This is a genomic window from Anabaena sp. UHCC 0204 (genome assembly GCF_009711975.1).
In the GTDB taxonomy this organism is placed as follows: domain Bacteria; phylum Cyanobacteriota; class Cyanobacteriia; order Cyanobacteriales; family Nostocaceae; genus Dolichospermum.
The window spans coordinates 268,627-292,951 of sequence record NZ_VIKW01000003.1 but is presented as its reverse complement, the minus strand read 5'-3'; the positions used below and the strand labels follow the sequence as shown (position 1 = coordinate 292,951).

Genomic DNA, 24,325 nt, shown 5'->3' with positions numbered 1-24,325 from the left:
CTATTTTGACTGACATTGGTAACGGGATATTAAAGCTCATTGTAGTTCCTGTTAAAGAGTTTTTTCTAACAAAGGTAAAAGCAATGTCACAAAATAATAAACTAGAGGAGCAGTGAAAATATAACTATCGGTTCGATCTAAAATACCACCATGGCCAGGGATTAATTGTCCTGAATCTTTGACTCCTGCATCACGTTTAAGCAAGGATTCTGTTAAATCGCCTAATAAACTAGCAATACCGATAATCAAACCCAATGTTACACCAGCAATTAACCAGTGGGGAAAATGGAGAAAATAAGCTCCTGCGATAGCAACAGCAACACTGGCACTAATGCCAAAAACCGCACCTTCCACAGTTTTTTTGGGACTAATATCCGATAAACGAGTTTTACCAAAGAATTTACCAAAAATATAAGCACCAATATCCGCTGCCCAGATACAAAAGAAAGAGAGAATTGTCGCGGTTAAACCTGTTGGCAAAGAAGTAAAATTGCCTTGGCTGATATCTTGCCAATTAGATGGCCAGTAACCACCTAAAGGCAAATTGATGGTAACAGCATGATTAATTCCTCGTAACCGTACCCAATAATTTGGTAAATAACCTACATAAAATAACCCCATAATAGAAGCAGAAATATCAGCAATGGTGGCTAATTTGGGCTGAAACAGGAGGTAAAAACAAATGAGTGTGCCGGCTATGGGCATAATAGCATCAGCTAAACTACCATCCAGAGTAGAAATTGCCAACAATACCTGACTGACAAACATAGTAATTATTACTGATGGTGTGATCCCGCGCGATCGCACCAAATTAAAATATTCTTGTTGACCTAAAAATACGACAATAGCGATCGCCACTGTAAAGTACCAACCTCCTAATAGGGTTGATGATAGCGCCATGATAATCGCAATAATTCCACTAATAATTCGAGGCCAGGGCATAAGCAATTAAAAATTAAAAATTAAAAATGCAAAATTTAAAGATGAGGATTCGTCACTGCTGCTGGAATTGAAAATTGATGTGTCAGAACTAACTGAGGACTTTCCCCCAAATCCCACACCGAAAATTACTGCTCTTGAATGGAGAATAAACACAGAAAAAAATCTCAACAGCAAATCATAACAGATTTTTTTCTGACCTTCACCCATATTCAAACCATCATTTTTAATTTTCAATTTTTTAATCTAATTTTTCAGCACTCAGAATAAAAATGGGATCACCTGCTACAAAAGTTTGAGAATAACCCCGTGTTTCCAAACGGTTAACCCCTGACTGCACAACTTCGATATTTCTAGCTCTTAATTGAGAAAAGCTTTGTGAAATAGCATACAGACTTTCTAGATTAGCAGCAGTAGCGACCACTCGACCAGATAAAGGTAAATACTGCCAAGCTGCTTGGACAATTTCCTGTATGGCCTTTCCTCCTTCAATGCAGATCCGATCAGGTAGTAACTTGATTTGATTTAAACATTCTGGAGCGATACCTTCAATGACTTCGACGTTTTTCACTTCAAAGCGATCGCAGTTACGTTTAATTAGATTAGCTACATCCTCATCCCTTTCCACGGCAATTACCCGCCCATGAGGACACAATAAGCCTACCTCTATAGGAATTGTACCTGTTCCCGCGCCAATATCCCACAATACTGAATTTACTTGCAATCTTAGTTGGGAAATTAACAATAATCTTAATTCTCGTTGACTCAGAGGAATACCTGGTAAATTTTCAAATAATTCATCGGGAATACCGGGAGTGATGTAAGGCCAAAGTTGGGAAGGCATAAGTAATTAAAAATTAACAATTAAAAATTAAAAATGGAAAACCTCGTTGAGGTAATTATCTCATTAGTAATGGCAAGAACTGGAAATGTAGTATAATTTGCGCTAGGACATTTACTGGACTCATTAGACAAGTCATAATCTCAAGCAAGTTTAATAGACTAGTCCTATAAGTAAATTATGATTAGCAAAGAAATATTGGGAAATCGCTACGAAGTTCAACAGCAGCTAGGGAAAAAATCTGGTAGAAGGACTTTACTAGCTACTGATTTAGTAACTGGGAAATCCGTAATTGTCAAGTTACTTGCTTTTAGTAGTGATTTTGAATGGGATGATCTCAAGTTATTTGAGAGAGAAGCCCAAACCTTAAAATCTTTATCACATCCTTATATTCCTGTTTATTTAGACTATTTTCAGGTTAATTCCCCAACTTATCAAGGATTTGCCCTTGTTCAGACTTATATTCCCGCCCAAACCTTAGAACAATTTTTACAAGCTGGGAGAAAATTTACAGAAATTGAAATCAAAGAAATCGCCAAAGCAGTTTTAGAGATTTTGATATATTTACATAATTTAAATCCACCCACCATTCACCGTGATCTTAAGCCTAGCAATATTTTGTTAGGAGAGCGATCGGGCAATAGTGTCGGTTCAGTGTATTTAGTTGATTTTGGTTCAGTTCAAACTGTTCTCGCAGCAGAAATAGGGACAAGAACCATTGTGGGGACTTATGGCTATATGCCACAAGAGCAGTTTGGAGGGCGCACTGTTCCCGCTTCTGACCTTTATAGTTTAGGCGCAACTCTAATTTATTTGGTGACGGGTATTAACCCAGCCGATTTACCCCAAAAGGATTTTCGCATTCAATTTGAGCAAGTTGCGAATATTAGTCCTAGCTTAACTAACTGGTTAAAGCGAATGATAGAACCAGATTTAGAAAAGCGGTTTTCAACGGCAATTCAAGCACTTACAGCCTTAGAACAGCCAGAATATACTGAAATCACCTTAACGGGTGACAAACCAGCCGGTAGTAAAATTAAACTGACTAAAACTGAAGATATTTTAGAAGTTATTATTCCTCCGGCTGGCTTTCAAGCGTCTATGGTATTCCTGAGTTTATTTGCAATTTCCTGGAATTCGTTTATTTTATTTTGGACTATTGGCGCTCTTGCTGCACCTTTTCCCATGAACCTGCCCTTTGCTTTGTTTTCACTACCTTTTTGGGGTGTGGGCTTTTCGATGATCTATGGTTTATTTTTCAGTTTATTTGGTAGTATTCAGTTGTTTATAGATACTCAGGAAATTTCTTTTATTCATAAGTTATGGGGATTTAAAATTTGCCGTACTCGTTCAGCCCCTAAAGACAGTATCACTAAATTGGTTTATATTCCTAAACATCTGACTAAAGACTCTGATGGTGACAAAACTCAAGTACCAGCAAAATTAGAGATTTGGGCAGGAGTAACAAAATTTTCACTTGATGTTAATGCTGGGTTAATTAAATCTGAAGCAGAATTGGAATGGTTAACAAATGAATTAAGTGATTGGTTAAACATAGAAATCACCAGTTAGACTAACCCAATCCAAAATTTGCAAAGAACCTACTTGGCGATCGCCCCTTACTTAAGCCATTATTGATTTGTGAGCATAACCGGGGTGTCAACTCATAAATTTATGGAAAATATTTTAGCTAATCGCTATGAAGTACAACAACAGTTAGGCAAAAAAGCCGGACGACAAACTCTACTAGCAAAGGACTTAAAAACTGAAGAACTGGTAATTATTAAGTTACTTTCCTTTACTAGTGATTTTCAATGGGATGATCTCAAATTATTTGAGCGAGAAGCCGAAACTTTAAAATCTTTATCCCATCCCCATATTCCTGGCTATTTAGACTATTTTGAAATCAATTCACCTGAATTTAAAGGATTTGCTCTCATTCAAACTTATATCTCTGCTAAAACTTTAGAACAATATTTACAAATTGGGCGCAAGTTTACAGAAATAGAAGTTAAACAAATAGCTAAATCTGTACTCAATATTCTTATTTATTTGCATAGTTTGCATCCCCCTGTAATTCACCGTGATCTTAAACCTAGTAATATTTTATTAGGAGACAGAACAGGTAATAATGTTGGTGAAATTTATTTGATAGATTTTGGCTCAGTCCAAACAGTTTTAGCCACGGAAGGTACAGGAACAAGGACAATTGTTGGTACTTATGGTTATATGCCACAGGAACAATTTGGAGGTAGAACTGTTCCCGCTTCCGATCTTTATAGTTTAGGAGCAACATTAATTTATTTAGTCACAGGTTCTCATCCTGCCGATTTGCCAGAAAAGGATTTTCGGATTCAATTTGAGGAAGTTACTAATCTGAGTCAAAATTTTACTAATTGGTTAAGGTTGATGACAGAACCTAGTTTAGGAAATCGTTTGCGTTCTGCAAATGAAGCAATTATCGCTTTAGACAAACCCCAATTACCAATCAAGACAAATACTAAGTTAACTTCCAAAAAACCAAATGATAGTAAAATCAAACTTACTAAAAATAGATATTTGCTAGAAATCATTATTCCGCCGAGTAAGTTGCAAGCACCAAGAATAAGATTAAGTATTGCCACCATATTCTTAATCTATATTATCTCGTTTGTATGGAATGCAACTTTATTAACAGTTAATGGTCAAACCTTCTTCTGGATATTTTTAACTGGTATCTTGTTTTTGATGTCTCTATATATATTTAATTTATTTAAAAGTATTATTTTGCGGATTGATCAAGATAAAATTTCTATACATTACGATTTCTTTGGATATGATATCTATTTTTATCCGCCAGCATACAGAGATGATATTTGCCTGTTACAAAGAATAAGAACTTATGTTCATAAAAGCTCTAAGAAGAGCAGTAGCTTAGAAATTAAAGCTCAGATTATCATTTGGGCTGGAACAGACAAGAATTTTATTATTGGCAATAATAATGATTTAGTTTCTGAACCGGAGCTTGATTGGCTGGCGCAGGAACTGAGTGAGTGGTTAAATCTGCCAATTCGGACAGAATAGTTGTCTGAATAAAGATTTGCAGGATTTCGGGATAAAAGTTCCAAATAGCGCATATTTAATTGCTGGAGATGTCTAATAAATTCTATAGTTAGTTGTAGTTATGCAAAGGGAAGCTGATATGTTTGGATTAGGATTGCCGGAAGTAGTGATTATTGCTGTAGTCGCAATTTTGATTTTTGGACCAAAGAAAATTCCTGAGATAGGGGGAGTTTTAGGAAAAAGCCTGAAAAATTTCCAAGAAGGAATGAAGAAATCAGATGAAGATCAGTCAGATTTATAGCGATTTACATTTAGGTGAGGTACACCGAAGAAAGAATTAACCGCAGATAGAAGATGATGAACGCGGATAAACGCAGATGAATCTGTACCTTAGTAGGCTAGGAAACGCTATATAATCGTCTTGGGATACGGAGAGAGAGGGATTCGAACCCTCGTATACATTTCTGCATAACAGACTTTCCAGGTCTGCGCCTTCAACCACTCGGCCATCTCTCCAGGTGTCACTGATTCATCATCATATAATAGGTTGCGAAAAAAAGCAACTGTTTTCTCAAATAAATTTTTCGGTATTCCTGGGTTTAAAGATGCGAGGTTTTCAATCCATTATTCCTATAATAAGGGGTGAAATCCCAAAATCCGAAATTAAGATGGTTGCCACGCATACAATTAGAGTTCACGATCGCAAAACTGGTATATCATATACCCTTAATGTTCCCGAAGACCGTTATATTCTGCACACCGCTGAACATAATGGGGCAGAACTCCCTTTTTCTTGTCGGAATGGGGCTTGTACTACTTGCGCTGTCAGAGTTTTGTCAGGAGATATTTATCAACCGGAAGCTATTGGACTTTCTCCAGATTTACGTCGCCAGGGTTACGCTTTATTATGTGTAAGTTACGCCCGTTCTGATTTGGAACTGGAAACACAAGATGAAGATGAAGTTTATGAACTTCAGTTTGGACGGTTTTTTGGTAAAGGCAGAGTTAAAGCGGGTTTACCCTTAGATGACGACTAAGATTTTTTTTGTGTTGGGGTGGATAAATTGGTTAGCGAGGATGGCTGCTGTATTCCGTCTTCGCGTTTTTATGCCCAAAATAATTATATTAGGGACTTTGTTATTGTTGGTGAGTTGTCAAAGTCAAAACAACTCTGCCATAACATTGGCTGAGGTAAAAGTAGCCAGGGTTGTGAGTGGACAGAGTTTGGAAGTATTGGGTATGGAGGAACAGACAAATTTAATTTCTCCAGTCCGGTTAATTGGTTTAGATGCACCAGATTTGCGTCAAACCCCATGGGGAGAAGATGGTAAAAAATTGCTAGAAACTTTAATGGGTGGTGCAAATCAAACTGTGAATTTGGAATTTGACTTTGAAGCCAAGGATCAATTCAACAGAACTTTAGCTTATGTATGGAAAGATCAAGTGTTATTAAATGAAGAAGTTGTCAAACAAGGATATGCTTTATTTGTAGCGCGATCGCCTAATCACAAATACGACCAACGCCTAGAACGCGCTCAACAATGGGCGAGAATCATGGGAAAAGGTATCTGGAATACTGATAAACCCATGCGTCTAACTCCTGGCGAATTCCGCCGTCTCTATCGTTAAATCCACTGACAACTGACCAATATGCAAATTTTTCTAGATATTGCTACAGAAGCAGCTTTAGCCGCAGGTGTAGTTTTACAAGATTATTTAGGTAAATTAGAAGATGCAATCACCGAAAAAGGCCGTCCTGGTGATTTAGTTACTGCTGCTGATAAGGCTTCGGAACAGGTAATTTTAGAAATATTGCGTCGCCATTTTCCCCAACATTCTATCCTGGCTGAGGAGTCAGGAAAACTGGGAAATCAAGATAATGAATTTCTTTGGGCAATTGATCCTCTTGATGGTACAACCAATTACGCTCATCAATATCCCTGTTTCGCTGTTTCTATTGGGCTATTCATTCAGGGTATGCCAAAAGTAGGTGTAATTTATGATCCTTTCCATAATGAATTATTTCGGGCTGCTGCTGGTTTAGGTGCAACTCGTAACCGTCGCCCTATCCAAGTATCAGAAACAACGGAATTAAGCAAAAGTCTATTGGTAAGTGGATTTGCTTATGATCGTCGAGAAACTGCTGATAATAATTATGCAGAGTTTTGTCATCTGACTCATCTGACTCAAGGTGTGAGACGGGGCGGTTCAGCATCTTTGGATTTAGCTTATGTAGCCTGTGGCAGACTTGATGGTTATTGGGAAAGGGGAATTGCGCCTTGGGACGTTGCTGCTGGTATAATCTTGGTGCAGGAAGCAGGTGGGAAGGTAACTGCTTATGATGGTAGTCCTATTCAAATTGAATCGGGAAGAATTCTCGCTACTAATGGTTATCTTCACGACAGCCTCAGTCAAACACTAATCCAAGTTCCACCTTTATCAACTTGGACATAATTGGTTTTTCAACAACTGATATTCAAGGGTGGAAGATAGAAAGGAAGATCAGGAAAGGTTTTTTATTCTTTCTCTGCAAAACAAAAGAGCTTTAAAGCCAAATTAACCAACTCTCTATTGTCAATTGTCAGTTAATAATAATTAGGGATTGGATGTAAAAAATATAGCCTCTGACCCTAATTGTTACTATTTTCATTGTTCCCTAGACAATTGACCTAGAGAGCCAAGTAAACTAGAAAAAACTCTGCTTGGGTGCGATACTTGTACTATGTCGTTCAAACTAGATTCTGGATTATTTACTTATGATTTCATTGACCATCACGCAGTGTTATGTGTGCCAGTTGATGCAGAAATTAAAGAAGTTCGTAAACGTTATTTGCAAATTGCCCGTCTTCTGCACCCAGATAGTTCTAATGTAGGGGGTGAGCCAGAAAAACAGATTGCTAATCAATTGTTATCAAAATTAGTTAACCCCGCCTATGAGAAGTTATCTCTAGAACGTAATCGTGGGGAATATTTATTAATATTGTCGCAAATAGGTAAGCGGTTGGCACAAGAAGCAGCATCAATTAACCTGAAGACAGAATTAGCCCATGAATTGGTAGCTGCGCCCAATATTAGTATCTCCTATAAAGCGGCGATCGCGAAAATAGCCGAAACTCAATTTAGTGATTTGCAACAATCAGACAAAATCATCGCTCAAGTTAGTGAACTAAATTTAGTTTACCTGATGCGCGTTGCTGGGCAGTCAGTCAGTAAACCTGTTTCTACCCAAATCCAAAATTCTCCTCAAAAATTACCCCCAACACCACCACCAAAAGAAGAGACAGTAGTAGAACAGTACCTGCGTCGCGCCCAAAATTTGTTAGAAAAAAACCAATTGTCTCAAGCCAAAGTAGAATTACAGGATGCCTTAAAGTTAGAACCGAGAAATAGTCATTGCCATAGTTTGATTGCAATGGTATATTTACGGCAAAATCAACTGAAAATGGCAAAAATTCACTTTGATAATGCTCTGAAGTTAGATCCTACTGAAAAAATTGCTTTGGAATGGAAACCCAAGGTAGATAAAGCTTTAGGAAATACAAACAGTGGTTCTCAAGTAAAATCCTCTGCCAAAACTGAAGAGGATATTCCAGAGAAGTCTGGAAATGGCGGTTTGTTTGGTGGTTTGTTTGGCGGGAAGAAAAAATAATGGTGTATCAACCAGCAGCGGGAGCAAGGGATCTATTACCTTTAGATGTGGCGCAAAAACGCTGGATTGAAGATAGATTAGAACAAGTATTTATCCGTTGGGGATATCATCGGATTATTACCTCAACTTTGGAAAGAATGGATACCCTCTTGGCGGGTGAAGCAATTCAGCGCCATAAGGTAGTTCAACTCCAAAATGGTCAAAATGAAGAATTGGGCTTGCGTCCAGAATTGACGGCTTCTATCGCCCGGACAGTGGTAACTCGCATGGCAGATGCGACCTATCCCCACCGACTCTATTACAATGCTAATGTTTTTCGCCGTAATTGGGAAGGCCGCCATAATCGTCAGCAAGAGTATTATCAAGCTGGGGTGGAGTTATTAGGTGCGGGTGGATTATTAGCAAATGCTGAAGTATTGCTGTTGGTAGCAGATTGCTTAACAGCGTTGGATTTACAAGGATGGCAATTAATTTTAGGTGAAGCGGGAATTACTCGCTCCTTGCTGAATGCTTTTCCTGCTGAAATCAGAAATCAAGTCCGGACTGCGATCGCTCATCTGGATTATATCACTCTTGATAGATTACCTTTGAGTGCAGAACTACACCAACGCGCTAAAATTATGTTGGATTTGCGGGGTGATAGTCGAGAGGTTTTACAAAAAGTCAGTAGTTTACACTTAGAGCCAGATCAACAAGAGACAATAAATAATCTCAAGTCTCTAGTAGAATTACTAGATGGTAAATTCCCTTTAATCCTTGACTTGAGCTTAATTCAAACCATTGACTATTACACAGGCATTGTTTTTGAAGTAGTTAGTGATACAAATTCCCAAGCCCAAGTTTTAGGAAGTGGTGGTCGTTATGACCAATTACTAGGTTTATATCATCCCCAGGGCGAAAATATTCCTGGTATTGGCTTTGAACTGAATATTGATGATTTATACCAACTTCTAGCATCAAATCAGCAATTACCCCAAGAAATTCCCCCCAGCAATTGGTTAGTAGTCCCAGAAACCACCGATGCTGCGGCTGCGGCTTTTGCTTATGCTCAAAAGTTACGTGATTCTACACATTTAGTTAGAGTAGAAATCGGGCTAGAAAATTTAGATGCAGATGCGATTCGTCAATATGCAAGCGATCGCTCTATTTCCCAAATTGCCTGGATTAAAGCTGATGGTTCACCTACCATTGAAGCTGGATGTTAAGTAGTCGGAGAAAATTAAATTCACTGCTTGAGAGAGGGAACAGGTAACAGAAAAAACTCATGTTTAAACACATAAGATGGAAATAATGACACTGTTTTTTTTGACTGAGCTTTAAACGCACCAACTTTAGTTTCTTATCTGTTCCCTCTTCCCTGTTCCCTGTTCCCTATTTTTGTAATAATTAGTAACAGATAAAAGAGAGGGAATCGGAAAAATGCCACATACCATTGTCACAGAAGTTTGCGAAGGGGTAGCTGATTGCGTAGTTGCTTGTCCAGTCGCTTGTATTCATGAAGGACCAGGGAAAAACGCCAAAGGCACAGATTGGTACTGGATTGATTTTGCTACCTGTATTGATTGTGGCATCTGTCTCCAAGTTTGCCCCGTAGAAGGAGCAATTTTAGCAGCAGAAAGACCAGAATTGCAAAAAATAGTAAATTAGGTGACAGGTGACAGGTGACAGTAGAAGAGAGAATTACCAAATTACCTGTTTCCTGTTCCCTGTTCCCTGTTCCCTGTTCCCTCATATAACAAATGACTAATAACTATTTATTAGAAGTAGAAAACGTCCACGCTGGATATATTAAAGATGTAGATATTTTGCAAGGTGTCAACTTTCACGTTGCAGCAGGAGAATTAGTCACAGTAATTGGTCCTAATGGTGCGGGTAAATCCACTTTAGTAAAAACTATTTTTGGACTTTTGACACCCCATACCGGAACTATTACATTTAAAGATCAGAATTTGGTGGGTTTAAAATCAAATCAAATAGTTCAAAAAGGAATGTCCTATGTTCCCCAAATTGCCAATGTCTTTCCATCTTTAACCATAGATGAAAACTTAGAAATGGGGGCATTTGTCAGAAATATCCCATTGAAACCTCTTAAAGATAAAATATACACTATGTTTCCCAGATTGAGCGATCGCCGTCGTCAACGTGCAGGAACTCTTTCTGGTGGAGAAAGACAAATGTTAGCAATGGGTAAAGCATTAATGTTAGAACCCAGTTTACTGCTTTTGGATGAACCTTCAGCGGCTTTATCACCCATTTTGGTATCTCAAGTATTTGAGCAAATTAAACAAATTAACCAATCGGGGACTGCGATAGTTTTAGTAGAACAAAATGCCCGAAAAGCTTTGGAAATGGCAGATCGTGGTTATGTGTTAGAATCAGGAAGAGATGCTATTTCTGGATCTGGTAGGGAATTATTAACTGATCCAAAAGTGGGAGAATTATATTTAGGTGCTAGTAAGGGACATTAAATAATTATTAAACCGTTTCATCAGCTACTCTCCTATTATCATTAATAATGATATATTCCTGATTAAAATACACAACTTATCAGGAAGATAAATGAGTAGAATTAACGGATTTATAGGTCGGCGTAACTTTTTGAAAGTAGTAGGTTTAAGTAGTTTTAGTATTGCTACTATTACAGCTTGTAATCGGGTAATTGAGCGAAGTGAAGAAACAGTAATTAGTGATACAAAAGTAGATAATCCTCAGCCAGTGAATGCAAATGAAGCTATCAGGCGTTTATTAGCAGGAAACCAAAGATTTGTTAATCAGAAACAACGAAGTTCTCAATTATCACCAGAGAGATTGAAAAAAACTGCTCAAGCACAATATCCTTTTGCAGCCATATTAGGTTGTGCTGATTCTCGTGTTCCCACAGAAACCATTTTTGATCAAGGAATTGGTGATTTATTTGTTGTGCGTGTAGCCGGAAATGTTGCGAATGATGTAGCTATAGGTAGTCTAGAATATTCTACAGCAGTTTTAGGTTCACAGTTGATTGTAGTTTTAGGTCATCAAAATTGCGGTGCTGTGAAAGCAGCAATGCAAACTGAACCTGCACCTGGTAGAATTGGCATAATCATTGAACAGATTAAACCAGCTTTAAGAAATACTAAATTAAACGAGAATAATACTAATAATGCAGTTATAGCTAATATCAACTATCAAATCCAAAAAATGCAAAAAAGTTCAGTAATTTTAGATAAATTAGTTAAAGCAGGTAAGTTAAAAATTATTGGTGCTTTTTACAATTTGGCAACAGGTAAAATTGATTTTATCAATCAATGAATAATTTTTGATGTTGCATAATGGAAGTATGAATTAAGCTCACGCAAAGACGCAAAGGCGCAAAGGTAAGAGTTTTAAACGTTAAAGTCAGAGAAGTAATGAGTATGATATACTTTTCATGAGGGCAGTATGAATTTAGAATATTGAAAATTATTGGGAAATATGACTACACAAACAATATCATCACCGGCAGTATATCAAGGTCAGTTTGGAGAATTTACAATTACCCAGAGCGATCGCCAAAGTGTGATAATTTACCGTACAGGTTTAATGATAGCAGCACTGTGTTTTGCCATTGGTAGCGGTTTAGTCTTATTCTATCCCCAACCTGCGGCAATTCAAGCGATTACCCCTCTCTACACCTGTTTTAGTCTTGCACTGGGTGTCAGTTTATTAACTATTCATATTTATATGGCATCTTTGCACCGAATTCTCCAAGTTTTTTGGGTAATTGGCAGCATTTCGGCATTTATTTTTGGACATGGTGATAGTCAAGCTTTTGCAATTACTGTTTATCAGCAACCCCTAAGTATATTAGGGATTGGTTTTACTTTTGCAGCTTTAACAGGTATTTTTTTCAAAGAAGGTTTTTGTTTCAATCGTTTAGAAACTAAAATCTTAACTCCCCTTGTTCCCTTAGTATTATTAGGACATTTAACAGGAATTTTATCAACTCAAGCAGAACAAGTTTTATTAGGAATTTGGGCGATTTTCTTTTTAATCTTTGCTGTGCGGAAAGTAATCCAAACTATTCCTCCCGATATTGGTGATAAATCTGTATTTGACTATTTGAAAAATCAACATTTAGCAAAGGTTTAATCTAATTGCATAAAATAAAAGTAACCCGTATTTATCTGCGTTTATCTGCGTTCATCTGCGTTCAATCATTCTAAAAATCTTATTCCATGCAGCTTCATCTTAATTTGGTATGTCAAACACAGAAGAACGTAAATATTGGTTAGCTTGGTCACAAATTTCCGGTATTGGTCCCATATTACTGCAAAGATTACAACAGCATTTTGGTAACTTAGAAACAGCTTGGAAAGCTGGTCCGGGGGAATTGCGAAAAGTTGAAGGTTTGGGATTTCAGACATTAGAAAAAATTGTTCAACAAAAATCCCGTTTAAACCCAGAACAACTACTTACCCAACACCAACAAGCAAACCCACTTTTTTGGACACCAGCAGACCCAGAATACCCCCAACTACTGCGAGAAATCCCCAGTCCACCACCGTTGTTATATTATCGGGGTGAAGTTGATTTACAGGAAAATTCAGGAGAAAAACCCTTAGTGGGAATTGTGGGAACTCGTCAACCTACAGAATATGGAATTAAATGGACTCGACAAATTAGCACCGCTTTAGCAAAAAATGGTTTTACCGTTGTTTCTGGTATGGCCGAAGGGATAGATACCGAAAGTCACGCAGCCGCAATGAAAGCGGGAGGAAGAACAATAGCAGTAGTGGGAACAGGTGTAGATGTTATTTATCCCCATAAAAATAGAGATTTATATAAACAGATTTTGACATCTGGAATAGTAATTAGTGAATATCCGGCGAGAACTGCACCCAACCGCACCCATTTTCCCCGTCGAAATCGCATTATTGCTGGTTTAAGCCGTGCATTATTAGTAATGGAAGCACCCATAAAATCAGGTGCATTAATTACTGCTACATACTCTAATGAATTTGGTAGAGATGTTTACGCATTACCGGGAAGAATTGATGATCAACCATCACAAGGTTGTTTAAAATTAATTAGTCAAGGTGCGGGTTTAATTAATCAAGAACTCAGTGAATTATTAATTATGTTGGGAGCAATTCCCCAAATAGATATAGAAACACCAATAGTTAAATCTGTTCCTATCCCTAATTTACCACCAGAATTACAACAGGTTATAGATACCTTGTCTATTGATGCTTTATCGTTTGATTTTATTATTCAAAAAACAGGTATGGATGCTGGTTTAGTTTCCAGTTCTTTATTGCAATTGGAACTCATGGGTTTAGTTACCCAACTTCCTGGAATGCGATATCAAAAATGTTAAGAAAGCTGGGAAACTTAGAAAATTTAGTCGAATAATGATTCTAAATCTCGATAACCACTAGCAATACGAGTAATATTAATTTCCATTTTCTCTTCTTGAGGATAGTAAAATATGATGTAGTCATCAACAACAAAACCACGCAGATTTTTTGCTAGTCTTCCATAACTTTTACCCATACTTGGAAAACTAGCAACTAATTTACACTTACTTCTAATTTTATCAAAAAGTTGACTAGCAGCTTTGGGATTACTATTACCAAGATACTCACAAATTTCTTCTAAATCTTGAATAGCTTCATCAGAAAATGAGTATTTACCCATTGTCTAATTCCTCTTCTATCTGTTTAATTTTTGCTTGTAGTCTAGCAAAAACCACCTCACCGTCTGTTACTTGTCCATTATGAATTTGTTCAGTTCCTACTGCTATTTTTTCCCTTAGTTCCTCTAATCTTCTTTCTCTACCCAGCAGTAAATTAAAAGCCTCATTTACTGCATCTTCTATATTTTCAAATCTACCTGTGGCAATATAAGCTTGTATTAATTCCTCTGTTTCCGGGTTGAGTTGAATATTCATGATATGTTCTCCATTTGATAGATAGCCTTAAAGCTGTTCTAACAACAAATTCACATTTTTTCTGCAACAGATTGGAATTTTGAATTGTTTTATTGGGGTGGGTAATATTGTGGAGTTGTTATAGGAGGTGGATAAGCGCCTACAGGTGGATTATTAACCATCCCATTAGGTGCAATTGGATTCATGAGCGGTGGTTGAATAGGTTGCTGAATTAAGGGTTGAACAGGTGGTTGATAATTTGTAGAATTATTTGGTGTAACTGTGGCTTGGCTAAAGTGTTGGTAAGCAGCACTAGAAATAGAACTAATTAATTTTCCCGCACGAGGATCATTATGGGGACGTTGTACCATGATAGCGGCGATATAACGCTTACCAGTGGGGACATCCACTAAACCCGCATCTCCTAACATTGTGCCAATATCACCTGTTTTGTGGTAAGCACTTGCTCCTTTTCCTAAACCAGCAGGTAAGAGATTATCCCGTTGAGTGCGACTCATGATATTAAGTATTAAATCACGCGATCGCATACTCACAACACTACCTTGATTCACCATTGAGATTAAATTTCCCAATTCTCTGGGACTGGTAGTATTAGTTCCTGGTAAATCTGGGAGAGGATTACGAATCATCGTCGTAGTCAATCCCCAACTGCGAAAACGCCCATTGAGTACCTCTTGTCCACCTAATTTAGCAATTAGCATATTTGTGGCGGTATTGTCGCTAATTGTCATCATTTTCGTAGCTACATCAAGAGCAGTGTACTTACTGTCTGGGGGTTGATATTGCATATTTCCCGAACCCCCAGCAATCATCTCTTTTTCCAGAGTTAACATTTCATCCAAGCGGATTTTACCAGCATCTACATCTTGGAAAAAAGCAATCAAAATGGGGATTTTAATGGTACTGGCAGCAGCAAAACTAGCATTACTATTAATATCTACATAACCACCATTATCTAAGTCTAATAAAAACACACCTGGAATGAGATCAGCGTTAGTTGTAGAGAGAGTTTGCAGAGTATTTTTTAAAGGTGCAATTTCCTGGGAAAGATATAAGCTGGTATTCTGAGATTGAGTTGCTGCTTGAGATGGTTTAGTTCCAGATACAGACGCAACTGAACTGATGCGATTAGCGGGGTCTAGGACTGACAAGAACGTGCCAACGATCGCACCCACACCTATCCCTACAATCAACAACCGCAAGGCATATAACATGGTTCTAGCCATGGGTTTTAACCTGGTCTTGCGTGATCCCCTTCTTTCTATTTTCGGCTTTTCTATACGTACAGTTTTTAACCTCACCGTTCCTGGTGGGGAAAGTTGAGTATTCTTCCTAACTTTGGGTATGGGTTTAACTCCTGGTGGCATCATCACCCGTGATGGTGGTCTTCGCCCCCCAGTCGCTATAGGAACAGGACTGTTATGATTATTTATACGTATTAATGTTGCAGCTTCTCTTTGGCTAGAAACTGGCTGTTGACTAATAACTTTTTTCTGTCCTGTCTTGGAGACTGGACGCTTACGCCGGCGACGCTGTACAGGTTGCCTTCGTGATAGAGGTATGAGTTTGTCACTTGATTCTGACATAGCTACTCCTTGTCACCTTCGACCCAGATTTTTAATTGATGCACCACTCTACTCAGTCTACCTTGGGGGACTAAGTAGTATTTTCGTATCCAGTTTACGCTATATTTGTATTTTTGGGTAATAACTGGGTATTTAATTATCCATTTTGTTAGTTATCTTGTTGTGCTGATTAATTGCCCATTCTACCTGCCGTAAAATCCCCCGTAACATTCCTACCTCGGCAGTTTGTAAATATGCCCGGTTATATAGGTGGCGAAATTTTTCCATGCGACTAGCTGCGGTATGAGGATAAAGATAACCAATGGAAAGCAATAAAGATTCCAATTGTTGATAATAAGCTTCTATTGCATCTAAAGGAGCAATTTCTGTGGGTGTGATATTTTGATCTGTGTATAAGTCTATAGATTGCGACAATTCATAACAACAAATAGAAACCGCAGTAGCTAAATTTAAAGATGGATATTCTGGATTAGTGGGAATAAAAACTAATTTGTGGGCATAATTTATTTCTTCATTAGTTAATCCCCGATCTTCTCTACCAAAAATTAAAGCTACAGGTTTTTCTGCGGCCGCTAATAGCCAGGGTAAAGCCATGCGGGGGGTTTCTAAAGGTATTTCTCCACTGTATTCACGCCCCATGGTAGCGATCGCTCGCACACATCCTTGCAATGCTTCTGGTAATGTCTTGACGATCAGCGCCGATTCTAAAATATCTTTACCATGAACCGCCATTTTTACAGATTCTAAAGATGAGCGATCGCATTGAGGATTTACTAATATTAATTGAGATAAGCCAAAATTTTTCATAACTCTGGCTACTGAACCTACATTCAACGGACCCGCTGGTTCTACTAATACTATTCTGATTCCAGCCAATCCCATATTTTACCTCTATAGAGTATCCTTTCGGACTATTTTACTCGGATTTCTCACAAGTCACGGAGTAATGAACCACGAAGAAGCGAAGAAAACGAAGGAAAGAGAGTTTGAGAGATATTTTGCGTAAGTCCTATAGATGTTTCTCAGGAATTTTAGTGAGCGATTCCCTTCAATCCTTACCTCCTCCACTGCCCAGATGTGTCAAAATAAAGAATTGTAATAAAAAATATTGTTAAGGAAATTTAGTGACTTCAACTGCTCAAGCTAGTGCGAGTGCGCGTCGTGCGGTCTTTCCATTTACAGCCATCGTCGGCCAAGAAGAAATGAAACTGGCGCTGCTGTTAAATGTCATTGACCCCAAAATTGGTGGTGTAATGATTATGGGCGATCGCGGCACCGGCAAATCTACAACTATCCGCGCCTTGGCGGACCTCTTACCAGAAATCTCTGTTGTCGCCAATGACCCCTTCAACAGTGACCCCAATGACCCGGACTTAATGAGTGATGAAGTTCGTCAACAAGTCGCCCAGGGTATGGAAATTCCCATCGCTCACAAAAAGGTGCAAATGGTAGATTTACCATTGGGCGCTACCGAAGACCGGGTTTGTGGGACAATTGACATTGAAAAGGCTTTATCTGAAGGTGTGAAAGCTTTTGAACCCGGACTACTAGCCAAAGCCAACAGAGGCATTCTCTACGTTGATGAGGTCAACTTGTTAGATGACCACTTAGTAGACGTACTCCTCGATTCTGCTGCTAGTGGTTGGAACACCGTGGAACGGGAAGGGATTTCTATCCGTCACCCAGCCAGGTTTGTTCTCGTCGGTTCGGGAAACCCAGAAGAAGGGGAACTCCGTCCCCAACTCCTCGACCGTTTTGGAATGCACGCGGAAATTCACACTGTCAAAGAACCAGCTTTGCGGGTACAAATTGTGGAAGAACGGGGCGAATTTGACCAAAATCCTCCTGAATATTTACAAAAACACACAACCCCCCAAGAAGCATTACAACAGCAAATTGTCAATGCTCAGGAATTATTACCACAAGTTAATTTAGACTATGATTTTCGGGTAAAAATTTCCGAAGTTTGTTCAGAATTAGATGTGGATGGTTTGCGGGGTGATATCGTTACTAACCGCGCTGCTAAAGCCTTAACTGCGTTTGAAGGACGGACAGAAGTTACAGTAGACGATATCCGTCGGGTAATTACTTTATGTCTGCGTCACCGTCTGCGGAAAGACCCCCTAGAATCCATTGATACTGGCTATAAAGTGGAAAAGGTCTTTTGTCGCGTTTTTGGTGTTGAACCACCAGAAGATGCTACACAGAAAAACGGTGCAGGGATGAAAGCCGGCGTTCGTTAGTTAATATAAATGTGAGTCAGTGGTTAGTATTTATTTTATTGACCACTGACAACTGACAACTGACCACTGACTATTAACAAATTATGAGAACCTGGAATTTTTGGTTAAATAGCTTGATTTTATCTAGTCAATATCATCCGCCACGATTTGTAGAATTATTAATGTTGACATTAGCGATCGCTATGTTAACAATTTCTACAATTATACCAGATCCGCCTTACATAATATTAGGTTTAAGTCTCGTAGTTGGCGCATCAACTTCTATTTTAGTCCGAGAATCAATCTCTCCCAATGAACACAGTCACATAGTTTTCACTCAACAACGCATCACCCAATTTACAGCATTACTCCTATTAGGAATTAGCATTTACGGTTTTGCAGATTTAATTCACACACTCTAAGTTTTCTCGGTGCATCATCCTTTACATTAAACTTTCAGGATCAATTCCTAATTTTTTTAACATCTCTGTTAATTTATGAACTTTTTCCTCACTTTCCTGAATCCGTTCTTCTGGTGTTAAAAATCTTTTTCCCTGTTCATCAAACCAATATAACCATTCCCTAGTTATTCCTTGATAAGTTCCTATCTCTTTACCAATTCCTAAACCTATTTCTGGTAGCCAAACTGGATTTCTGGGTTGTAAGATATATTCTCCATTTGTTAATTTATAAACCTCTAATTTTTCTTTTATTGTTCTTAGAGGACAATATATTACATAATATAAAATTTCCAAATCTTGAGCATATATGTTTCCTTTAGTTATATGTTCTTCTCGATAAGTTTTAGATACTATTTCCAATGCTAAAATTGGGGACTTTTTCTCTTCCCATAATACATAACTTGGACGTAGATCTTCATTAATACCTTTAACTCTAGGAACACCAATACTTAAAAACCCTTCTGGGACAATAGCAGGTTTCTTCGGATCATAATATATTCCCATACCTGCGCCAAAAAACCAATCTTGTCTTTGTGACCAGATTAAGGCTAAAATACTTTCTAATAATCCCGGAACAAGATGCTGTAATTGATTATCAAGTGGTGTGTCTTTAGAGTCAGGTAATGTGTGAGATGAAGGTAAACAATGTAAAGAGTCGTAATCTAGCATGATTGATACTACCAATTTTACTTAAATTAAACTTTCAGGATCAACACCTAATTTTTTTAACATCTCTGCTAATTTCTGAGCTTTTTCTTCAGATTCTAAACGTTTTCTTTCAGATTCTAAACGGTTTCTTTCAGATTCTAACTGTTTTCTTTCAGATTCTAAACGTTGTTCTTCACTTTGTAGAATCCGTTCTTCCGGTGTTAAAAATCTTTTTCCCTGTTCATCAAACCAATATAACCATTGTCTAGTGATTCCTTGATAAGTTCCCTTTTCCCAACCAATTCCTAAACCTATTTCTGATAACCAAACTGGATTTCCTGGAATTAAAACATATTCACCATTGACTAATTGATAAACTTCCAAAGATGCTTGTTCACTTAGTAAGGGATTATAAACTACATAATATAAGACTCCCAACTTTTGAGCATACATTTCTTTCTTAGTTTCATATTCATTTCTATAGGTTTTAGAAACTACTTCTAATACTAAAGTTGGTAATTTTTTCTCTTCCCATAATACATAACTTCGACGTAATTTTTCATTAATAATTCTGGGAACGCCAATACTTAAAAATCCATCTGGGACAATTGCAGGTTTATTGGTATCATAATGTATTCCCATATCTACACCAAAAAACCAATCTTGTCTTTGTGACCAGATTAAAGCTAACATGGCTTTTAATAAACCGGGAATTAAATCTTGTAGTTCGTTATCCACTGGTGTGTCGTCAGAGTCGGGTAATTCTTCAGATGAAGGTAAACAATTTAATTGGCTGTATTTTAACATGATTGATATTACCAATTCTTTTTATAGTATAATTCATTATTTCGATATAGTATTCGATATTTCGATATGCTACTCTTAGAACTAGATACCAACTTCTTAGATCATTTCATAATTTATAGCTTTACCGTTCTCTTTATGTAAAACAACATTTATTGTAGGTTGGGTTGAGGAACGAAACCCAACACTCGTATCTTAGAAGTATGTTAGAGGAAGTGGTAAAACCGAATTTATTTACAAAATGAAAACAGAAGTCGGGGATATTTTTATCCTTGAATTATCGCTTTTTCTGCTTCGGTTAAACCATATAATTTATAAACAATTTCATCAATTAACCAATCATATTGTTTTAGTTGCTTTTTGATTGGTAAGAGTGTATTTAAACTTGATTTATATTCTTTTTCTAATGTTTCTTGTTCTTTTCTCGCGGTGGGATCTATTTTTAGTTTTTTCTGATTCTTCTTGAGGATACCAATTAATTCATCAAAGGTTAAATGGTTATCTGCTTGTTTTTGTTTGGAATAATCACCTAAATAATTTTGAATTTTCGATTTATTGGTAAGATTATCAATATCAACACCGATAAATCTTTCTAACCATGTTAAAAAGCCTTTGATTTCTGTTTGTTTTTGTTTATTTAATTCTATCATTTGTTCTGCTAAATATGCGAGGAAATTATGAATTACATCTGCTTCTGATAGTTGTTGATTTAGGTGATGATCAATTTGGGTAAGTAAAATATCTGGTTGATGATTGATTTGATATTGTTGGTAAAGATTAATTGTGTTTTCTAGATATTCTTGGCGTTTTTCTGGGGAAGTTGTAAAGGAAATTTTAGGAACTGGTATTCTTGATAAATAAATAACTTTAACTTCAGCAAAAGGCTTACCAACCATCTGGAAATTTTTCTTTTGATACCACCATTTAATATAAAAAGAATTTAATATTGATAACAAAAAATAATCAGAAAAACTACTCTCTTCTTTTTTAATGAGACAATGTACAGAGTTTTGACAAATTCTGAAATCACAATCAATACTTGCAATAATTAAATCGTCAGTGCGTCGAACTATGATTTTTTGATTTCTAAATATACTTTCATTTCTTGGTGCAGCTAACCATGTACCATATTTAACATAAATAAGATCATTTTTAATTGCATATTTTTGTATATCTCCACCTGTAATTATTGGTTCAAAATCTGGTAGTAAGTTATTTGATGTATATGGTTTTTCCTTCAAAATTAACGGTGTTTGAGGGGGATTACCTTTTCCTTTTTCGTATAATTTTGTACCTGCATATATATTTACTAATTCTTCTAACTTAATACCTTGATTAGTAGACTTGTTCAAAATATTAATTTCTTCCATATTTAAATAATAATCAATCACATATCCTTCATTTAAAAACCATTCAGATGTCAAACGAGAATATTTAGAAATTATTTCTTGATTCGCAAAATTTAAAACTTCTGTATTTTCAGAACTATTAATATTTTTAGAAACTATTAAAGCAGCAGTTTCTACAATTGCATCTTGAAAAGCTGATCTAAATTCAGCTATTTTAATTAATTGCGTGGTTTGTAAAATTAATTTTCTAAACTCACAACCACTTTCTAGAGTCATCCATGTATTAGGAGTAATTAAGCCTATAGTACCAATTTTGGAAATTATATTTAATGATAATTCAATAAAAAATAGATAAATATCTTTGGAAGTGACAGTATTACTAATATATTGTAATTTAGCACTTGTATAGTCTTTATACGTTGATCCATAAGGTGGATTTCCAATCACAGCATCAAAACCGGGATTTTCTTTCCAACTTGCATTTTCTAAATCAATAAAAACCTCCGGAAATTCCAAATCCCAATGAAAAAACCGCTTTTCTTCAAACAACTTTCTCGCATCTTCATATACCGCAATATCAGCAGTATTCATAGTTTCAGGATTAATATTAATCGCATTAGTACCATAAACCCGTAAAAAATGATCAGCACGTTTCAAACCAAAATATTTAGAAACATAAATATCTAATAACCGTTTATAAGGTTTCGCAGCTTTATCAAACTCCTTAAATAATCTTTCGCTAGTTTCCACCTCCGCAAAAGTTGCATCACTTAACGTACTCACACCGCGCATAATTTCCGCAGCAAGTAACAACCCCACAAATGGACCAGTTAATAAATTTAATTGTCCACTTTCTTCCTTTACCATATTTGCTTCTGCTTCTCGCGCAGTCGTACCAATCAGCGAATTACCGCAACGTAAATGATGATCTAAAAAACTCAAAGGTGCGCCAATTGTGAAAGAATGTAACCATAAACTCACCTTAGCTAATTCTACCGCCATTGGGTTCAAATCCACACCATAAATACAGCGTTTCATTACCACACGTTGCAAAAGTTGAGTATCTTCTAATTTATTGGCATCAATAGTAATTCCCTGTTGTTGTAAATTTGCTAAAATGCTTTCGCGGGTTTTTGATAACATATCTAAAACCGGATTATGTTCAGGATATTCATTTAAAATAATGATTAATTCATCTGTAAAATAATCAACAGCTTCCACTAAAAAATGTCCGCTTCCCATAGCAGGATCACATATTTTAATATCCAGTAAAGTATTTGTACTTTTTCTTTTTAAACGTTGTAAATCCTTTTGTAACCCGTTACGACTTTGTACTCCTAATCTACCATCTGCCATTTTTTCATGTAATTGGCTAATTTGCACCATTAAATCCGCAAATTTTTGTTTTTTCTCCTCTAAAATCGGTTTGAGAGTATGACTAATAATGTATTTAACAATATAATCTGGTGTGTAATAAGAACCCGTTGCTTTTCGTTCACCTTTATCATTTGCTAAATGGACTTTTCCGGTATTTCCATCTTCAATAACTAAGCGATATTCTAATAAACCTTCATAAATCGAACCCAATTGTCGCACACCTAAAAAGCTGTAGTCAATGGGAAGTTTTTCAAACCGTGCTAATTTATCCAAAGCTGGAAATAAGACAGCATCAGATAATTGATGTTCATACAGAAAATAATTATCTGGATAATCTTTGATATCTTCAGTTTCATGAAAATCAAAATGAAATAAACCACCATTATAACGAGGTACTTCTAAAGCTGCATCACCTCTATCTACTATTTCAAATAAACCTAATAAACTCTTATAAATCTTTGTCGAAGTTTGACTTAATGTTCTTTGTTTATCAACGCTTTCCGCTATTTCTTGAGTAATTTTAATCAAACTATAATCACGGTAAGCGGTGGTAATTGGTAATAAATTTCTCGCTTCGGCATATAATAAAAATAACAACTTATATAAAAATGATAAAGTAGCTGCATAAACCTGTTTTGGTTCTCCAGTTTTTCCCCGTCGCATTGCGTCTGCAACAAAACCCCCTGCTAAGTCAGGAAATATCTGATCAAATACTAATGTTTTTAATTCGTTTCCTACTTGAGTCGCATAAGTTGTACTTCCTTCTCTGACTCTTTCTAAAAAGTTTTTATTGTAGCTGTCTTTTTCAAAAGCTGCACTTCTAAAAAATAACCAAAAGGATTTAAATTTCTCTAAATCTTCACTTTCTAATAATTCTACTAAATCAATGGGATAAAATTCCGTTGCGGTTGAAGATGCTTGACGATAATATAAACGCCATTCTCTACCATTGGTTAAAATTCCCCAATCAACTCCTGTACCTGTGAGATAACTAGAAATCTGAAAAGATGGGTTTTCGTTCTTAAAAATATCCCGTTTATCATTAGCAGAAACTTTACTTAATGGTCTTTCCCAATATTTAGCTTCTGCTATTACTAATACTTTACCATAAAAAGCAGTTTCATTATTTTGAAAAGAGTAAGCTATATCCCTTTCACTTTCATTTGCAAACAACGCATAATCAGGGCGTTCGGCTCTACCTTTCCCACGAGTAACGACTTGAGGAATATTAGAAAACCCTAAAATATCTAATACAGGTTTAATAAATACATCTTCAGTTTGTGCTTCATTGAGAGTAGGTAAAATTGCTATTTTTGATAAATAAAGATTTTTTAATTGCTCAAATTCTGCTTGAATATTTAATTGCCATTCTGGAGATTCTTGAATCCGATAGTCTAAATAATGTTGAGAGAATAATGGTTTATTGATATTTTTTGAATCTATCATAATTTCAACTCCAAAATAATGTATATAGATCTACTAAATCTTAAATAGGA

General features: G+C 36.6%; 24 protein-coding genes and 1 tRNA gene. 15 read left to right on the top strand and 10 right to left on the bottom strand.

Annotated elements, in window-relative coordinates; translation table 11 throughout:
- Positions 1-51: 51 nt before the first annotated feature.
- A complete protein-coding gene (locus tag FJR04_RS04255) occupies positions 52-942 on the bottom strand; it encodes a phosphatidate cytidylyltransferase (protein ID WP_168492102.1) in 891 nt (296 codons plus the stop codon).
- A 238-nt stretch (positions 943-1,180) separates the two neighbouring features.
- Positions 1,181-1,783, bottom strand: a complete 603-nt coding sequence (cbiT, locus tag FJR04_RS04250; RefSeq protein WP_168492101.1) for a precorrin-6Y C5,15-methyltransferase subunit CbiT — start codon at positions 1,781-1,783, stop codon at positions 1,181-1,183.
- A 177-nt stretch (positions 1,784-1,960) separates the two neighbouring features.
- Between cbiT and FJR04_RS04245 the strand changes: the two genes are divergently transcribed.
- The 3 genes from FJR04_RS04245 (at position 1,961) to tatA (ending at position 5,123) form a co-directional block, all read left to right on the top strand.
- Positions 1,961-3,352, top strand: a complete 1,392-nt coding sequence (locus FJR04_RS04245) for a serine/threonine-protein kinase (protein ID WP_168492099.1) — start codon at positions 1,961-1,963, stop codon at positions 3,350-3,352.
- Between the two features lie 102 nt (positions 3,353-3,454).
- Entirely contained in the window at positions 3,455-4,843 is a 1,389-nt protein-coding gene (locus FJR04_RS04240) for a serine/threonine-protein kinase (RefSeq protein ID WP_168492097.1), read from the top strand.
- 118 nt (positions 4,844-4,961) lie between these two features.
- Positions 4,962-5,123 (top strand): twin-arginine translocase TatA/TatE family subunit, encoded by a 162-nt coding sequence (gene tatA / locus FJR04_RS04235; protein WP_168492158.1) that lies wholly within the window; start codon positions 4,962-4,964, stop codon positions 5,121-5,123.
- A 128-nt stretch (positions 5,124-5,251) separates the two neighbouring features.
- Here the strand turns inward: tatA and FJR04_RS04230 are convergent.
- A tRNA-Ser gene (locus FJR04_RS04230) sits at positions 5,252-5,338 on the bottom strand.
- Positions 5,339-5,490: 152 nt separating this feature from the next.
- Here FJR04_RS04230 and FJR04_RS04225 point away from each other — a divergent pair.
- From FJR04_RS04225 to dprA, 10 genes are all read left to right on the top strand, one after another.
- Positions 5,491-5,859, top strand: coding sequence for a 2Fe-2S iron-sulfur cluster-binding protein (locus FJR04_RS04225; RefSeq protein WP_168492096.1), 369 nt, complete (start codon positions 5,491-5,493; stop codon positions 5,857-5,859).
- A 40-nt stretch (positions 5,860-5,899) separates the two neighbouring features.
- Positions 5,900-6,451 carry a thermonuclease family protein gene (locus FJR04_RS04220; RefSeq protein WP_254445198.1) on the top strand — a complete coding sequence of 184 codons (552 nt, stop codon included), beginning with the start codon at positions 5,900-5,902 and terminating at the stop codon, positions 6,449-6,451.
- A 12-nt stretch (positions 6,452-6,463) separates the two neighbouring features.
- On the top strand, positions 6,464-7,276 hold the full coding sequence (locus FJR04_RS04215) for an inositol monophosphatase family protein (protein WP_168492156.1): 813 nt from the start codon (positions 6,464-6,466) through the stop codon (positions 7,274-7,276).
- A gap of 268 nt (positions 7,277-7,544) precedes the next feature.
- On the top strand, positions 7,545-8,471 hold the full coding sequence (locus FJR04_RS04210; protein WP_168492091.1) for a DnaJ domain-containing protein: 927 nt from the start codon (positions 7,545-7,547) through the stop codon (positions 8,469-8,471).
- Positions 8,471-9,676, top strand: coding sequence for an ATP phosphoribosyltransferase regulatory subunit (locus tag FJR04_RS04205; RefSeq protein WP_168492089.1), 1,206 nt, complete (start codon positions 8,471-8,473; stop codon positions 9,674-9,676). Before FJR04_RS04210 ends, FJR04_RS04205 begins: the two co-directional genes overlap by 1 nt.
- Before the next feature lie 214 nt (positions 9,677-9,890).
- Entirely contained in the window at positions 9,891-10,118 is a 228-nt protein-coding gene (locus tag FJR04_RS04200; RefSeq protein ID WP_168492087.1) for a ferredoxin family protein, read from the top strand.
- Between the two features lie 92 nt (positions 10,119-10,210).
- Complete coding sequence (locus FJR04_RS04195) at positions 10,211-10,939, top strand: ABC transporter ATP-binding protein (RefSeq protein WP_168492085.1); 729 nt, start codon at positions 10,211-10,213, stop codon at positions 10,937-10,939.
- A 91-nt stretch (positions 10,940-11,030) separates the two neighbouring features.
- Entirely contained in the window at positions 11,031-11,762 is a 732-nt protein-coding gene (locus tag FJR04_RS04190) for a carbonic anhydrase (RefSeq protein WP_168492084.1), read from the top strand.
- Between the two features lie 162 nt (positions 11,763-11,924).
- Complete coding sequence (locus FJR04_RS04185; protein ID WP_168492082.1) at positions 11,925-12,581, top strand: DUF2301 domain-containing membrane protein; 657 nt, start codon at positions 11,925-11,927, stop codon at positions 12,579-12,581.
- Positions 12,582-12,690: 109 nt separating this feature from the next.
- Positions 12,691-13,809 carry a DNA-processing protein DprA gene (gene dprA / locus FJR04_RS04180; RefSeq protein WP_168492080.1) on the top strand — a complete coding sequence of 373 codons (1,119 nt, stop codon included), beginning with the start codon at positions 12,691-12,693 and terminating at the stop codon, positions 13,807-13,809.
- A 23-nt stretch (positions 13,810-13,832) separates the two neighbouring features.
- On the opposite strand, the gene FJR04_RS04175 is transcribed toward dprA, so the two are convergent.
- From FJR04_RS04175 to FJR04_RS04160, 4 genes are all read right to left on the bottom strand, one after another.
- Positions 13,833-14,129 (bottom strand): type II toxin-antitoxin system RelE/ParE family toxin, encoded by a 297-nt coding sequence (locus tag FJR04_RS04175; protein ID WP_168492078.1) that lies wholly within the window; start codon positions 14,127-14,129, stop codon positions 13,833-13,835.
- Positions 14,122-14,382 carry a type II toxin-antitoxin system ParD family antitoxin gene (locus FJR04_RS04170; protein ID WP_168492077.1) on the bottom strand — a complete coding sequence of 87 codons (261 nt, stop codon included), beginning with the start codon at positions 14,380-14,382 and terminating at the stop codon, positions 14,122-14,124. Before FJR04_RS04170 ends, FJR04_RS04175 begins: the two co-directional genes overlap by 8 nt.
- An 89-nt stretch (positions 14,383-14,471) precedes the next feature.
- Positions 14,472-15,968, bottom strand: a complete 1,497-nt coding sequence (locus FJR04_RS04165; protein ID WP_168492076.1) for a serine hydrolase — start codon at positions 15,966-15,968, stop codon at positions 14,472-14,474.
- Between the two features lie 132 nt (positions 15,969-16,100).
- A complete protein-coding gene (locus FJR04_RS04160; protein ID WP_168492075.1) occupies positions 16,101-16,850 on the bottom strand; it encodes an RNA methyltransferase in 750 nt (249 codons plus the stop codon).
- A 242-nt stretch (positions 16,851-17,092) separates the two neighbouring features.
- Here FJR04_RS04160 and bchI point away from each other — a divergent pair, with 242 nt between their 5' ends.
- Together bchI and FJR04_RS04150 are read left to right on the top strand one after the other, a co-directional pair.
- Positions 17,093-18,211, top strand: coding sequence for a magnesium chelatase ATPase subunit I (bchI, locus tag FJR04_RS04155; protein WP_168492074.1), 1,119 nt, complete (start codon positions 17,093-17,095; stop codon positions 18,209-18,211).
- Positions 18,212-18,294: 83 nt separating this feature from the next.
- Positions 18,295-18,612 carry a hypothetical protein gene (locus FJR04_RS04150; protein ID WP_168492073.1) on the top strand — a complete coding sequence of 106 codons (318 nt, stop codon included), beginning with the start codon at positions 18,295-18,297 and terminating at the stop codon, positions 18,610-18,612.
- A gap of 21 nt (positions 18,613-18,633) precedes the next feature.
- Here the strand turns inward: FJR04_RS04150 and FJR04_RS04145 are convergent, their stop codons facing one another.
- The 3 genes from FJR04_RS04145 to FJR04_RS04135 form a co-directional block, all read right to left on the bottom strand.
- Positions 18,634-19,320: a Uma2 family endonuclease gene (locus FJR04_RS04145; RefSeq protein ID WP_168492072.1), complete on the bottom strand. Its 687-nt coding sequence runs from the start codon at positions 19,318-19,320 to the stop codon at positions 18,634-18,636.
- Positions 19,321-19,341: 21 nt separating this feature from the next.
- Entirely contained in the window at positions 19,342-20,106 is a 765-nt protein-coding gene (locus FJR04_RS04140; RefSeq protein WP_168492070.1) for a Uma2 family endonuclease, read from the bottom strand.
- Positions 20,107-20,369: 263 nt separating this feature from the next.
- On the bottom strand, positions 20,370-24,275 hold the full coding sequence (locus FJR04_RS04135; RefSeq protein ID WP_168492068.1) for an Eco57I restriction-modification methylase domain-containing protein: 3,906 nt from the start codon (positions 24,273-24,275) through the stop codon (positions 20,370-20,372).
- Positions 24,276-24,325: the final 50 nt, after the last annotated feature.